The following is a 14,032-nucleotide window of genomic DNA, read 5'->3' as shown; positions in this document are numbered from 1 at the left end:
TTCTGCAACCACACGTTTCCCGCCGACGTCGCATGCCGCCTGGGTTGATATAAATCATGGTCTTGAACGCGCGGGCGTTCGAGCATAGTGAAACTGATCAGACTTCGGAGGTAGTGATGAACAAGACCATGAAGGCCGCAGTTGCACGCGCATTCGGCAAGCCCCTGGTAATCGAAGAAGTCGAGGTACCCCGCCCCGGTCCGGGCGAACTGCTGGTGAAGATCGAAGCGTGCGGCGTCTGCCACACCGATCTGCACGCCGTCGAAGGCGACTGGCCCGTCAAACCCAATCCTCCGTTCATCCCCGGCCACGAAGGCGTGGGCTTCGTCGTGGCCGTGGGCGCAGGCGTCACCCATGTGAAGGAAGGCGACCGCGTCGGCATCCCGTGGCTGTACTCTGCCTGCGGCCATTGCGAGCACTGCCTGGGCGGCTGGGAAACCCTGTGCGAACAGCAGCAGAACGCCGGCTACTCCGTGAATGGCGGCTTCGCCGAGTACGCCCTTGCCGCGGCCGATTACGTGGGGTTGTTGCCCAAGAACGTGGGATTCGTCGACATCGCCCCGGTGCTGTGCGCGGGCGTCACCGTCTACAAGGGCCTGAAGATGACCGACACGCGCCCCGGCAACTGGGTCGTGATTTCGGGCATCGGCGGGCTGGGCCACATGGCCGTGCAGTATGCCAAGGCAATGGGCCTGAATGTCGCCGCGGTGGACATCGATGACGCCAAGCTGGACTTCGCGCGCCGCCTGGGCGCGGAAGTGACCGTCAACGCCAAGACCACCGATCCCGCCGCCTACCTGAAGCGCGAAATCGGCGGCGCGCATGGCGCCCTGATTACGGCCGTGTCGCCCAAGGCGTTCGAACAGGCGCTGGGCATGGTGCGCCGCGGCGGCACCGTGGCGCTCAATGGCTTGCCGCCGGGCGATTTCCCGCTGTCGATCTTCGACATGGTGCTCAACGGCGTCACCGTACGCGGCTCCATCGTAGGGTCGCGCCTGGACTTGCAGGAATCGCTGCAATTCGCCGAAGAAGGCAAGGTGCATGCCACCGTCGCCACGGAGAGCCTGGAGAACATCAACAGCGTGTTCGACCGCATGAAGCAGGGCCAGATCGAAGGCCGCATCGTGCTGGATTTCGCCTGACCTGATCGTCAGCCATCAACCACAAGGCGCGTGGGGCGGCATTCGCCCCACGCGCCTTGCGCATTCATGTGGCCTGAAGCCCTGCCCTCAGGGCGTGATCTTCGTGCCCAGCACGGCCAGGAACTGCGACAGCCACGCCGGATGCGCAGGCCATGCGGGCGCCGTCACCAGATTGCCGTCGGTGTAGGCCTGGTCGATGCCGATCTCGGCGTAGGTGCCGCCGGCCAGCCGGACTTCGGGCGCGCAAGCAGGGTATGCCGAGCAGGTGCGGCCTTTCAGGATGCCGGCTGCGGCCAGCAGCTGCGCGCCATGGCACACCGCCGCGATCGGCTTGCCGGCCTGGTCGAAGCCGCGCACGATATCCAGCACCTTTTCATTCAAACGCAGGTATTCGGGCGCGCGACCGCCAGGGATCACCAGGCCGTCGTAAGACGACGGTTCGACGCGATCGAAGTCGAAATTCAGCGCAAAATTGTGACCGCGTTTTTCGCTGTAGGTCTGTGCGCCTTCGAAATCATGGATCGCGGTGGCGATGGTGTCGCCCGCTTTCTTGTCCGGGCAGACCGCATGCACCGTGTGCCCCACCGCCAACAGCGTCTGGAACGGCACCATGGTTTCGTAGTCTTCGGCGTAATCGCCGACCAGCATCAACAGTCTCTTGCTCATGATTGTCTCCTAGGGGTGGGGGAGCCGGTTGCGCACCCGACTGGCCGGGCTCCGGTTCTTGATGTTCTGCCCCCATTGTGCCCCTGGCGGAAATCAGACGGGTGGTATGGGAATACCGCGCCCGGGACCGGCCGTTATTCCAGCGCGACGGACACGCCCTTGGCGCCCAGCAGCGTCACCAGGACCTTGGGATCGATACCGATCAGGTAGCCGCGCCGCCCGCCGTTGATATAGACGACGGGGTATTCCAGCACCTCGGCTTCCACCCACACCGGCATCTTCTTGCGCGTGCCGAACGGCGACGTGCCGCCCACCTGGTAGCCGGAATGCCGCTGTGCGACCTCGGGCTTGCAGGGTTCGACCTTTTTCAGGCCGGCCTGGCGCGCCAGGTTCTTGGTGGAGACTTCGCGGTCGCCATGCATGACCACGATCAGCGGCTTGGCGGATTCGTCTTCCATCACCAGCGTCTTCACCACCGCGTGCGGGTCCAGGCCCAATTGGCGCGCCGCTTCGCCGGCGCCGCCATGGTCCACGTAGTCATAGGTGTGTTCCGTATAGGCCACCTTGTTCTGCTTCAGGAACTGGGTGGCGGGCGTTTCAGAAACGTGGCGGGCTTTGCTCATGGGTAGGCGTCAATCGGGAAAACGAAAAGTGTAAGGCAGTGGCAGGCGTTGAACGGCGCGGGCGGCTAGCCGCGAGGGTGATGCGCCGCATGCAGCGCCTTCAGACGTTCGCGCGCCACGTGGGTATAGATCTGCGTGGTGGAAATGTCCGCATGGCCCAGCAGCATCTGCACCACGCGCAGGTCGGCGCCGTGATTCAGCAGGTGGGTGGCGAACGCGTGGCGCAGCACATGCGGCGACAACGGGGCGTGGATGTCTGCCAGCAGCGCGTATTTCTTCACGAGCTGCCAGAAGGCCTGGCGCGACATCGCTTCGGCGCGGCCGGTGATAAACAGCGCATCGCTCTGGCGCCCTGCCGCCAGCTCGGGCCGGGCGGTCTTCAAATATTGGTCGATCCAATGCGCCGCCTCGGCGCCCAGCGGCACCAAGCGATCTTTGCCGCCCTTGCCCAGCACCACGCGCACCACGCCTTCATTCAGGCTGACATCCAGCGCGCGCACGCCCACCAGTTCCGACACGCGCAAGCCGGTGGCGTACAGCGTTTCCAGCATGGCGCGGTCACGCAGGCCGCGCGGCTGGCCCAGATCGGGCGCGCGCAGCAAGGCGTCCACCTGCTGTTCGGACAGGGTCTTGGGCAGGCGCGGCGGCTGCTTGGCGGCGATGAGCGTCAGGCAGGGATCCCGTTCGGCGCGATGTTCACGCAAGGCCCAGGCGTAAAAGCGGCGCAAGGCCGCCAGCCGGCGATTGACCGTGGTGGCACGGGTTTCGTCGTGGCGGAACGCGAACCAGGCCTCGATGTCGGCCTTTTGCGCCTCGTTCAGGGGTTTGGCGGGGCCGGCGGGCAGCGCGTGGGCATGGGCGGCGTCGCCATAGCGGTCGGCCATCTCGCGGGCGTAGGCGTCGGGGTCTTCCAGCCAGCGGGCAAAGCCGGTCAGGTCGCGGCGATAGGCGGCCAGCGTGTTGGCCGAGAGGCCGTCTTCCAGCCAGACGGCGTCGATGAAGGCGTCGATATCGGCCTGGGAGGCCAGCGGCGGGCGGGGATCTGACATGCGGTTCACCTTTCGCCCACGCCGGCGGCGGCGGACTTCAACCAGCTCTCGAAGAGTTTGAGCGCGTCGGACCGTTCGCTGCGTTGCGGGTAGCCGAAATAATAGCCTTGGCTGACCGTCAGGGACTGCGGCACCGGCATCTTGAGCGTGCCCTGGTCCAGCGCAGGCTGCGCCAGGAAGCGCGGCATCAGCCCCACCCCCAGGCCGGCCTGCACGGCCGCCATCACCATGGTGAAGAGCTCATAGCGCGGGCCGCCCGCCGCCTGCGGACCGTACAAATGGTTGTTGGCGCCGTACCACTGCCGCCAGGCGTCCGGCCGCGAGGCCAGATGCAAGTGGGTCATGCCGGCCAGCGCGCTGACGCCCGCGTCCGACACCTGGGCCACGCGAGCCGCCAGTTCCGGCGCGCACACCGGCACCAGTTCGCGCTCGGGAAACAGCAGCACGCCCTGGGTGCCCGGCCACAAGCCGTCGCCATGGTAGAGCGCGCCGTCGAAGGGCTGGTCCTTGAATTGGAAGGGCAAGGTGCGCACTGACAGGCTGACAGTGATGTCCCCATGTTCCCGCTGGAAATCCGCCAGGCGCGGAATCAGCCAGGTGGTGGCCAGAGTGGGCACCACCGCGATATGGATGCTGCGCCCCATGCCCGTGCGGCTGACCAGCCCGAAGGTGTCTTTTTCGATCTGGTCCAGATGGTGACGGATCCGGCCCGCGTATTCGGCCCCGTGGTCGGTCAGCACGATGCGCCGCCGCACCCGGGTGAACAACTGCACCCCCAGTCGCGATTCCAGGCTGGCCACTTGCCGGTAGACCGCGCTGTGCGTCAGGGACAGTTCCTCGGCCGCACGCGAAAAGCTGCCCAGCCGGGCCGATGCTTCGAACGCCTGTAGCGCGCTCAGATTGGGAATGCCGTTTCTCATGGGACGGGAACTGCCTGAAACCGGCCTGAACCGGGCGCGCTGCTTGCGGCGGCGCAACAAGGCACTACGTGCCAGGGGATCAATAGATTGTGCAATTTTATCAATTGCGTTGTGCGATCAAGGAACATATGCTCGGGAGTCTTATCCTCGGCTCACCACGACATCCCATCATGCCCCAGCAAGATTCCCGCCTTGGCGGTCACATTCTGGTCGACCAACTGGTTGCCCAGGGCGTCAAACATGTTTTCTGCGTGCCCGGCGAGAGCTACCTGGCGGTGTTGGACGGCCTGCACGACGCTGACATCAAGGTCACCGTCTGCCGTCAGGAAGGCGGCGCGGCCATGATGGCCGATGCCCACGGCAAGCTGACCGGCGAGCCCGGCATCTGCATGGTCACCCGAGGCCCGGGCGCGTCCAACGCGCTGGCCGGCGTGCACATCGCCAAGCAGGACTCCACGCCCCTGATCCTGTTCGTGGGCCAGATCGAACGCGGCATGCGCGAACGCGAAGCCTTTCAGGAAATGGACTACCGCGCCGTGTTCGGCACGCAGGCCAAGTGGGTCACCGAGATCGACCAGGTGGAACGCATTCCCGAGCTGATCTCGCGCGCCTTCCACATTGCGACTTCGGGCCGCCCCGGCCCGGTCGTGATCGCTCTGCCCGAGGACATGCTGGTCGAAGCCGCCAAGGTGGCCGACGCGCCGCGCTACGAATTGATCGAATCCGCCCCCACGGCCGGCCAGCTGGCCGACCTGGAAAAGCTGCTGGCCGACGCCAAGAACCCGGTCGCCATCCTGGGCGGCACGCGCTGGGATGCGCGCGCCGTGCAGCAGTTCGCCGATTTCGCGCAGCGCCATGCGCTGCCCACCGCAGTCTCGTTCCGCCGCCAGATGCTATTCCCGGCCGACCACCCGTGCTTCATCGGCGACGTGGGCCTGGGCATCAACCCGGCACTGCTCAAGCGGGTGGCCGATGCGGACCTGATCCTGCTGGTGGGCGGCCGCATGTCGGAAAACCCCAGCCAGGCCTACACGCTGCTGGACATCCCGGTGCCCAAGCAAAAGCTGGTGCACGTGCATCCCGACACCGCCGAGCTGGGCCGCGTGTACCGCGCCACCCTTGCCATCAACACGTCGCCGGCCGCCTTCGCGGCATCGCTGGCCGGCCTGAAGGCGCCTGCCAAGCCCGTGTGGGCCGAAGGCACCCAGGCCATGCGCGAGTCGTACCTGAAATGGAGCGACCCGGAAACCATCACCACCCCGGGCGCGCTGCAAATGGGCCAGGTCATGGCCTACCTGGAAAAGACGCTGCCTGCCGATGCCATCATGACCAACGGCGCGGGCAACTACGCTACCTGGCTGCACCGCTTTCACCGCTTCACCCGTTTTGGCACGCAACTGGCGCCCACCTCGGGCTCGATGGGCTACGGCCTGCCGGCCGCCGTCGGCGCCAAGCGCGTCTGGCCAGACAAGACCGTCGTCTGCTTCGCGGGCGACGGCTGCTTCCTGATGCATGGCCAGGAATTCGCCACGGCCGTCCAGTACGACCTGCCCATCATCGTGGTGCTGGTCGACAACGGCATGTACGGCACCATCCGCATGCACCAGGAAAAGCACTACCCCGGCCGCATTTCCGCGACCGAACTCAAGAATCCGGATTTCGCCGATTACGCGCGCGCCTTCGGCGGCCATGGCGAACGGGTCGAGACCACCGACGAGTTCGGCCCCGCCTTCGAGCGGGCGCTGGCCAGCGGCAAACCGGCGATTTTGCACTGCTTCATCGATCCGGAAACCATCACCCCGTCGACGACCTTGGAAAAGATCCGCGACGCGGCGCTGAAGGCCCAGCACTGATACCAGACCGGGCGGCATCGCCGGCGGCAAGCCTCTGGCGCGCTGCCGTGCAAACCCCAACTTGCCGCCCGAATTATTTTAGGTTTAAACTTTCTAGATTCCGAATACGGAAATCCATAGCGGAGACCCAGCATGTCCTCGAATCCTTCTTTTCAATGGCAAGATCCCCTGTTGCTGGACCAGCAACTGACCGAAGAAGAACGCATGGTGCGCGACGCCGCCTATGCCTATTCGCAGGACAAGCTTGCCCCCCGCGTGCTGAACGCCTTCCGCAACGAGAAGACCGATCCGGAAATCTTCTCGGAAATGGGCGAACTCGGCCTGCTGGGCGCCACCATTCCTGAAGCCTACGGCGGCGCTGGCCTGAACTACGTCAGCTACGGCCTGATCGCGCGAGAAGTCGAACGCATCGACTCCGGCTACCGCTCGATGATGAGCGTGCAGTCGTCGCTGGTCATGGTGCCGATCAACGAATTCGGCAGCGAAGCGCAAAAGCAGAAGTACCTGCCCAAGCTGGCTCGCGGCGAATGGATCGGCTGCTTCGGCCTGACCGAACCGAACCACGGCTCCGACCCCGGCGGCATGGAAACCCGTGCCGTCAAGACGTCCGACGGCTACAAGGTGTCGGGCAACAAGATGTGGATCACCAACTCCCCCATCGCCGACGTGTTCGTGGTGTGGGCCAAGTGCGTCGGCGGCGAGTTCGACGGCAAGATCCGCGGCTTCATCCTGGAAAAGGGCATGAAGGGCCTGTCGGCTCCGGCCATCCACGGCAAGGTCGGCCTGCGCGCCTCGATCACCGGCGAAATCGTCATGGACGAAGTCGAAATCTCGGAAGACCAGATGATGCCCGGCGTGTCCGGCCTGAAGGGTCCGTTTACCTGCCTGAATTCCGCCCGCTACGGCATCGCCTGGGGCGCTGTCGGCGCGGCTGAAGCCTGCTGGCACACCGCCCGCCAGTACACGCTGGACCGCAAGCAGTTCGGCCGCCCCTTGGCCGCCAACCAGCTGATCCAGAAGAAGCTGGCCGACATGCAGACTGAAATCACGCTGGCGCTGCAAGGCTGCCTGCGCCTGGGCCGCATGAAGGACGAAGGCACCGCCGCCGTCGAGATCACCTCGATCATGAAGCGTAACTCTTGCGGCAAGGCATTGGACATCGCCCGCCTGGCCCGCGACATGCTGGGCGGCAACGGCATCTCCGACGAGTTCGGCGTAGCCCGCCACCTGGTGAACCTGGAAGTGGTCAACACCTACGAAGGCACCCACGACGTGCACGCCCTGATCCTGGGCCGCGCGCAAACCGGCATCCAGGCGTTCTATTGATCGCTTGACTGGCCTTATGCCGCGTAAAGCCGCCCTTCGGGGCGGCTTTTTCGTTTCCGAACGTTGGGACCGAGTCCGCGGGGCCGGGGCGTTGCGCATTGCCGTTAGCCCGTATTGGCCGCGGCTTGCACACGCCGTACGCTTTGTGGCACTTGCCCCGACCAGGAGTCGCGAATGCCCGTCCGCCCCCTCTTCCGCCCCCCCTTCCGCCTGCTGGCGGGTATCGCTCTGCTGCTCAGCGCCCATGGCGCCTACGCCGTCACCACCCTCACCATGACGACCGAGTACCCGGCGACGTCCATGCCCGGGCAAGGCGTTTCCACGTTTGCGGACCTGGTCCGTGCGAAGACGGCGGGCAATGTGGTGATCGATGCCACGTACGACGCGTCCAAGGGCATCAAGTCGGGCGACATGATCGATGCCGTCGAGGCCCGCACGGTGGACGCCGGCGACGCCTTCGCCGGGGCGCTGGCCACGAAATATCCGCTGTTCGGCGTATCGTCGTTGCCCTTCCTGGCGGACTCGCTGGCCAAGGCGCGCAACTTGAACAAGGCGGCGCGCCCCGCCTATGAAAAGCTGCTGGCCGCCCACGGCCAGAAGTTGCTCTACACCACACCGTGGCCCGCTTCCGGTATCTGGTCCAAACAGAAGATCGACGGCCTGGCCGCGCTTAAGAGCCTGAGCATCCGCACCTATGACGCCACGTCCCAGGAAGTGATGCAGAAGGCCGGGGCCCGCGCGGAGAACATTTCATTTGCCGACGCCATGCCGCGTATCGTCGCGGGCGAGGTGAACGCCGTGCTGTCGTCGGGCGACGGGGGCGCCGGGCGGAAGCTTTGGGAACATCTGCCCCACTTCGCCGAGATCAACTACGCAATGCCGATTTCAGTCGCGACGATGAACCTGCAGGCGTATCAGGCCCTGGACGAGCGCTCACGGCGCGCCATCGACCAGGCTGCGGCGCAGACGGAAACCGAGCAATGGAAGCGGATCGACGGCCGCCTGCAGCAAAACTACGCCAACATGCGCAAGAACGGCGTCGCGATCAATACGGCCGTACCGTCTGCTGTGCGCCGTGCGCTGCGCAGCGCCGCGGCGGATTCGGTGCAGGCCTGGAAAACGGCGGTCGGCCCCGAAGCCGCAGGCATCCTGAAACGGGGAGCCAACCGCTGACGGTGCAAGCGGGCTGCCAAGGGGACCGGGCGGGTGGATTAGGGGCTGAGCAGGCCGCCGAGCCTAGTTCTCGCCCGACAAATCGAAGAGACTCGTCGCGTCCAGTTCCAGCACGCCTTCATCGTGCTGATTGATCACCGTCCAGGCCCACGTGATGATGCCCAGATCGGGACGAGAAGATGAGGTACGGGCGCCCTGCACCCGCGCTTCCAGGCGCAAGGTGTCGCCCGGCCGCACCGGCGTACGCCAGCGCACTTCGCCCAGGCCGGGGGAACCGAAGGACTCGGAGTCATGCAGCGCGGCGTCCACCGCCATGCGCATGGCCAGTGCGCAGGTATGCCAGCCGCTAGCGATCAGGCCGCCCCAACGCCCTTCCGCGGCCCGTTGCGGGTCCGTGTGGAACCACTGGGGATCGAACTTGCGTGCGAACTCCAGGATCTCGGCCTCGGTAATGGTGACCGGACCCGCCTTGATCAACATGCCGTCTTTGAATTCGGCGAACTTCATCTTTGATTATCCCCCTGACCAACGCGAACGGCGCGCCGTGGCGCGCCGTTTTTCACGTGAGTCACGCTCAAGTTTCTGGATTCAGTACGTCTCGAAATGCAGGCGCCCTTCGCGGCGCAGCACCTCATGCAGGATAGACCAATCCTGCCCCGCTTGCATCGTCACTTCGCGCAACGCGTCCAGCACGCCGACTTCCATGCCCTTCAAGCCGCACACGTAGATGCAGGTGTTGCGGTCGCTCAGCAAGTCCTGCACCTGGGCAGCCCGTTCCCGGATCAGGTCCTGCACGTATCGCTTGGGTTGGCCAGCCTCGCGCGAAAGCGCCAGGTTGATGTCGATGAAGTCGCGGGGCAGCTTCATCAGCGGGCCGAAGTACGGCAGTTCGCGTTCGGTGCGGGCGCCAAAGAACAGCATCAGCCGGCCGTTTTCCCCGGTGTCGATGCGCCGGCGGTAGCGCTCGGTCATGGCGCGCATCGGCGCCGAACCGGTGCCCGTGCAGATCATGATGAGATTGGCGCGGGGGTGGTTCGGCATCAGGAAGGTATGGCCGAACGGGCCGATCACCTGCACCGTGTCGTTCTTGGCCAAGTCGCACAGATAGTTGGAACACACGCCATGCGCAGCAGCGCCGCCGTGGTCTTCGGTCACGCGCTTCACGGTCAGCGACAGGTTGTTGTAGCCGGCGCGTTCGCCATCGCGCGGACTGGCCAGCGAATACTGCCTCGCGTGGTGCGGCCGGCCCTGGGCATCCGTGCCCGGCGGCAGGATGCCGATGGACTGCCCTTCCAGCACCGGAAACGGCAGCTCGCCGAAGTCCAGCACGATGTGGTGGATATCGCTTTCGGTGTCGGCGCCGGTCACGCGGTAGTTGCCCACCACCGTGGCCGTCATCGGCGCCTTGTGCGTGTAGAGATTGACGTAGGGATGCGCGGCAGACCACGGCGGAACCGACGCACCCGCCGACGAAAATGAGGCGGGCGCGGCAGGCGCCGGCGTATCGGCCAGGGCTGCGAGAGGTTCATCGCCCGCGCCGGCATCCACCGCTTCCGGCAAGGCCTTTTCCCCGGGCAGTTCTTCCCAACCCAACTGATCCTGCACTGAATACGCGTCGGCGCGCAGCACCAGCCGCCAGTTGTCGATCGACCCCGTGGGGCACGGCGGCACGCAAGCCATGCAGCCGTTGCAGATATCGGGATCCACCACATAGTTGTTCGAATCGTGCGTGATCGCGTCGACCGGACAGGTTTCTTCGCAGGTGTTGCAGCGGATGCAGATCTCGGGGTCGATCAGATGCTGCTTGAGCACTTGTACGGGCAGGGGGGCGTTCATCGCAGTCTTCCCAATGCGCTGGCGGACGGCGCGCGGACGCGCCGCCCTGTCGCCTTAGTTGAAACGGACGTAGTCGAAATTAACCGGCTGGCGGTTGATGCCCATGACGGGCGGCGCGATCCAATTGGCGAACTTGCCGGGTTCGGTGACGCGGCCCATCAGCGACGCGACAAACGCGCGGTCTTCCGGCGTGGGCAGCCATTTGTGGCTGTTGGCCTGCCATTGGGATTCCGACAGGATCTCGCCTTCGGGAGACATGCGGATGCCGGCCAGCGTGCCGATCTGGCGGTTGAACGCCTTGTGCGGCACATGCAGGCGAAAAGGAATGCCGCTTTTCTCGATGACTTTGTTCCAGCGCCCGATGCCGGCCACCGAATCGCGGATGAAGTCGTCGCGCAGCACTTCGTTCAAGGCGTTCAGCATCGGCACTTCGACCTCGTTCAATTTGCCGTTGTTCACGGTCAGCACGCGGTAGGTGTCGTTCTTCAGTTGATGATCGTCGGTGCGCTTGGATTCCTCGTAGCGGCCCTTCAGCCCGGAACCGTAGAAGATCGCAGCGTTGGAGGACTGGTCCGCGCCGAACAGGTCGATGGTGACGCTGTAGTGGAAGTTCAGGTAGCGCTGGATGGTCGGCAGGTCGATCACGCCGGCGGCGCGCACGCTTTCGGGGTCATCGGTCTTCAGCTGGTTCATCACTTCGCAGGTGCGCTGGATCACGCGGGAAATGCCCGATTCTCCCACGAACATGTGGTGCGCTTCTTCGGTCAGCATGAACTTGGTGGTGCGGGCTAGCGGGTCGAAGCTGGACTCGGCCAACGCGCACAGCTGGAACTTGCCGTCGCGGTCCGTGAAGTACGTGAACATGTAGAAGGCCAGCCAGTCCGGCGTCTTCTCGTTGAACGCGCCCAGGATGCGCGGGTTGTCGGAGTCGCCCGAACTGCGCTGCAGCAACGCGTCGGCCTCTTCACGCCCGTCGCGGCCGAAGTAGCGGTGCAGCAAGTAGACCATCGCCCACAGGTGGCGGCCTTCTTCGACGTTGATCTGGAACAGGTTGCGCAGGTCGTACTGCGACGGCGCGGTCAGGCCAAGATGGCGCTGCTGTTCGATGGAGGCGGGCTCGGTGTCGCCTTGCGTGACGATGATGCGGCGCAGGTTGGCGCGGTGTTCGCCGGGCACGTCCTGCCAGACGTCACGCCCCATGTTTTCGCCGAAGTGGATCTTGCGCTGGCCGTCCTGCGGCGCCAGGAAGATTCCCCAGCGGTAGTCGGGCATGCGGACGTGGTTGAAATTGGCCCAGCCGTCGGGTTCCACGCTGACTGCGGTGCGCAGGTAGACGTCGAAACCGTGCGAGCCGTCGGGCCCCATGTCCTGCCACCATTGCAGGTAGTTGGGCTGCCAATGCTCCAGCGCGCGTTGCAAGGTGCGGTCGCCGGACAGGTTGACGTTATTGGGGATCTTATCGGTGTAATTGATTCCAGACATGTCTCGCTCCTTTTCTTGTTCAGACCCGGTTCCAGTCGAATGCGGCCTGTTCGCCCTTCCCGTAAAGCTTCAGCGCGCCTTTGTCGCCGGCCGCATTGGGACGGTTGAAAATCCAGTTCTGCCAGGCGGTCAGCCGGCCGAAGATGCGCGTCTCCATCGTTTCCTTGCCGCCGAAGCGCAAGTTCGCCTCCAGCCCGGTCAAGGCGTCGGGCGACAGCGCGCGGCGTTCTTCCAGCATCATCCGCACCTCGTCGTCCCAATCGATGCTGTCGGGCGCGAAGGTCACCAGGCCCAGGTCGAAGGCATCGGTGGCCGACAGCCGCTGCCCGGCGCGGGCGCGCACGGCTTCCAGCGGCGCGGTTTCTTCATAGAAGCGGCGCTGCAGGCGGCTTTGGCCGTTCACCAGCGGATAAGCGCCGAAGTTGCGTTCGCCCACCACGATCTGCGCGGGCGCCGACGCGTCCTCGTTGTCCAGCATGTAGCTGCGGTCTGCCGCCAGCGCCAGTTCCAGCAACGTGCCCGCAAAGCAAGAGCCCGGCTCGATCAGCGCGAACAGGCTGCGCGACGTCACGTCCAGGCGCGCCAGCGTGCGGCGCAGCATGCCGGCGGTTTCGCGCACGAACCAATGGCCGGCGTGGCGTTGCAGCGCGGCATCGGCGGCCAGTACGGCGTCGGCATCACCTTCGGTCTTCAGGATCCAGGTGCCGATGTCGAGTTCGTTGGTGCGCATGGACAGGATGGCGTCGTCCAGTTCGCGCGCCATCTGCAACGGCCACCACGCGGCCCCGGCGGCGACGATGTCCGCCAGTTCGGATTCGACCGGGCCTTGCGGGGCGCGCACGGTCCAGGTGGCTTGGCGCTTCTCGCGGTCCAGCTGGATATCCACGTAGCGGTAGGCCAGGCCGTCCGCGCTTTCGGTGCGCTGCACCGGCATCAGCGCGATGCCCTGTTCGCCCGGCTGCCGGTCGCTGCTTTCGGCCAGCGCCAGCGCGCGTTCGCGCACGGCCGCCTCGAAGCGCGCAGGCTTGACCACGTCGTCGACCAGGCGCCAGTCCTTGGCGCGCTGGCCGCGCACGCCTTCGACCAGCGTGCAGAAGATGTCGGCGTGGTCGTGGCGCACGCGGCGCTTGTCGGTCACGCGGGTCAGGCCGCCCGTGCCGGGCAGCACGCCCAGCAGCGGTACTTCGGGCAGCGCCACGGAGGACGAACGGTCATCGATCAGCAGGATCTCGTCGCAGGCCAGGGCCAGTTCGTAGCCCCCGCCGGCGCAGGCGCCGTTCAGCGCGGCGATGAACTTCAGGCCGCTGTGGCGGCTGGAATCTTCGATGCCATTACGCGTTTCGTTGGTGAACTTGCAGAAGTTGACCTTCCAGGCATGCGAAGACAGCCCCAGCATGAAGATATTGGCGCCGGAACAGAAGATGCGGTCCTTCATGCTGGTCACGACCACGCTGCGCACTTCCGGATGTTCGAAGCGGATGCGCTGCAGGGCGTCATGCAATTCGATGTCCACGCCCAGGTCGTAGGAGTTCAGCTTCAGCTTGTAGCCGGGGCGCAGGCCGCCGTCTTCCGCCACATCCATGGCCAGCGTGGCGACCGGGCCGTCGAACGTCAGGCGCCAGTGGCGGTAGTGCTCGGGCTGCGTCCGAAAATCGACCCGGTTGATGGTGCTGCTCATAGTGTGTCTCCTCGTACGCCCTGCCTGGACAGGAAAAATACTGCATCACATGAATTATTGTGCAGATTAGTGCAGGAAAAAAACCGCGTCAAGCAAGATATGCATAAAAGTGCAGATTGCGTCTCAGGAGCGAGTTGGTGGCCAGATGCAAAAAGGCCGCCCGGTATGAACTGACCCCCAGAAGTTGGACGGTCAGAGGAAGCTAAAGCCCGAAGGCCTGAGCTCGGTATTGCACCGGGCTCAGGCCTTTTAGCTTGAGCTTGATGCGGTGGTGATTGTAGTAA

13 protein-coding genes are annotated in these 14,032 nt (G+C 65.1%); 4 read left to right on the top strand and 9 right to left on the bottom strand.

All coding sequences use genetic code 11. The features are described 5' to 3' along the window. Positions 1 to 116: 116 nt before the first annotated feature. Entirely contained in the window at positions 117 to 1,142 is a 1,026-nt protein-coding gene (gene adhP, locus CEY09_RS23620) for an alcohol dehydrogenase AdhP (protein WP_088590485.1), read from the top strand. Between the two features lie 87 nt (positions 1,143 to 1,229). Here the strand turns inward: adhP and CEY09_RS23615 are convergent, their stop codons facing one another. The 4 genes from CEY09_RS23615 to CEY09_RS23600 all read right to left on the bottom strand — a co-directional run bounded on the left by CEY09_RS23615 (position 1,230) and on the right by CEY09_RS23600 (position 4,400). Then, the gene (locus CEY09_RS23615; protein WP_006222832.1) at positions 1,230 to 1,808 is read right to left on the bottom strand and encodes a DJ-1/PfpI family protein; all 579 of its coding nucleotides are present in this window, start codon (positions 1,806 to 1,808) and stop codon (positions 1,230 to 1,232) included. 134 nt (positions 1,809 to 1,942) lie between these two features. Further along, positions 1,943 to 2,431 carry a Cys-tRNA(Pro) deacylase gene (gene ybaK, locus CEY09_RS23610; protein WP_088590484.1) on the bottom strand — a complete coding sequence of 163 codons (489 nt, stop codon included), beginning with the start codon at positions 2,429 to 2,431 and terminating at the stop codon, positions 1,943 to 1,945. Positions 2,432 to 2,496: 65 nt separating this feature from the next. Further along, positions 2,497 to 3,480, bottom strand: a complete 984-nt coding sequence (gene xerD / locus CEY09_RS23605; protein WP_088590567.1) for a site-specific tyrosine recombinase XerD — start codon at positions 3,478 to 3,480, stop codon at positions 2,497 to 2,499. A gap of 5 nt (positions 3,481 to 3,485) precedes the next feature. Next, the gene (locus tag CEY09_RS23600; RefSeq protein WP_088590483.1) at positions 3,486 to 4,400 is read right to left on the bottom strand and encodes a LysR substrate-binding domain-containing protein; all 915 of its coding nucleotides are present in this window, start codon (positions 4,398 to 4,400) and stop codon (positions 3,486 to 3,488) included. Positions 4,401 to 4,570: 170 nt separating this feature from the next. Here CEY09_RS23600 and CEY09_RS23595 point away from each other — a divergent pair, with 170 nt between their 5' ends. From CEY09_RS23595 to CEY09_RS23585, 3 genes are all read left to right on the top strand, one after another. Further along, positions 4,571 to 6,253: a thiamine pyrophosphate-binding protein gene (locus CEY09_RS23595; RefSeq protein ID WP_006222827.1), complete on the top strand. Its 1,683-nt coding sequence runs from the start codon at positions 4,571 to 4,573 to the stop codon at positions 6,251 to 6,253. Positions 6,254 to 6,385: 132 nt separating this feature from the next. After that, positions 6,386 to 7,579, top strand: a complete 1,194-nt coding sequence (locus tag CEY09_RS23590; RefSeq protein WP_006222826.1) for an acyl-CoA dehydrogenase — start codon at positions 6,386 to 6,388, stop codon at positions 7,577 to 7,579. Positions 7,580 to 7,753: 174 nt separating this feature from the next. After that, positions 7,754 to 8,752: a TRAP transporter substrate-binding protein gene (locus CEY09_RS23585; protein ID WP_088590482.1), complete on the top strand. Its 999-nt coding sequence runs from the start codon at positions 7,754 to 7,756 to the stop codon at positions 8,750 to 8,752. 63 nt (positions 8,753 to 8,815) lie between these two features. Here CEY09_RS23585 and CEY09_RS23580 read toward each other — a convergent pair whose 3' ends face one another. The 5 genes from CEY09_RS23580 to CEY09_RS23560 form a co-directional block, all read right to left on the bottom strand. Further along, positions 8,816 to 9,259, bottom strand: a complete 444-nt coding sequence (locus CEY09_RS23580; RefSeq protein ID WP_006222824.1) for a MaoC family dehydratase — start codon at positions 9,257 to 9,259, stop codon at positions 8,816 to 8,818. Between the two features lie 81 nt (positions 9,260 to 9,340). Continuing rightward, positions 9,341 to 10,588 (bottom strand): benzoyl-CoA 2,3-epoxidase subunit BoxA, encoded by a 1,248-nt coding sequence (gene boxA, locus CEY09_RS23575; RefSeq protein WP_088590481.1) that lies wholly within the window; start codon positions 10,586 to 10,588, stop codon positions 9,341 to 9,343. A gap of 54 nt (positions 10,589 to 10,642) precedes the next feature. Further along, positions 10,643 to 12,070 carry a benzoyl-CoA 2,3-epoxidase subunit BoxB gene (boxB, locus tag CEY09_RS23570; RefSeq protein WP_006222822.1) on the bottom strand — a complete coding sequence of 476 codons (1,428 nt, stop codon included), beginning with the start codon at positions 12,068 to 12,070 and terminating at the stop codon, positions 10,643 to 10,645. Between the two features lie 19 nt (positions 12,071 to 12,089). Further along, positions 12,090 to 13,748, bottom strand: a complete 1,659-nt coding sequence (gene boxC, locus CEY09_RS23565) for a 2,3-epoxybenzoyl-CoA dihydrolase (RefSeq protein WP_088590480.1) — start codon at positions 13,746 to 13,748, stop codon at positions 12,090 to 12,092. 202 nt (positions 13,749 to 13,950) lie between these two features. Then, a partial coding sequence (locus CEY09_RS23560; RefSeq protein ID WP_143219578.1) for an IS3 family transposase occupies positions 13,951 to 14,032 on the bottom strand: 82 nt, incomplete at its 5' end.

The organism is Achromobacter marplatensis (assembly GCF_002209535.1).
Taxonomy (GTDB): domain Bacteria; phylum Pseudomonadota; class Gammaproteobacteria; order Burkholderiales; family Burkholderiaceae_B; genus Achromobacter; species Achromobacter marplatensis.
Note: the sequence above shows the minus strand (reverse complement) of the source record. Positions and strands in the feature narration are given on the sequence as shown.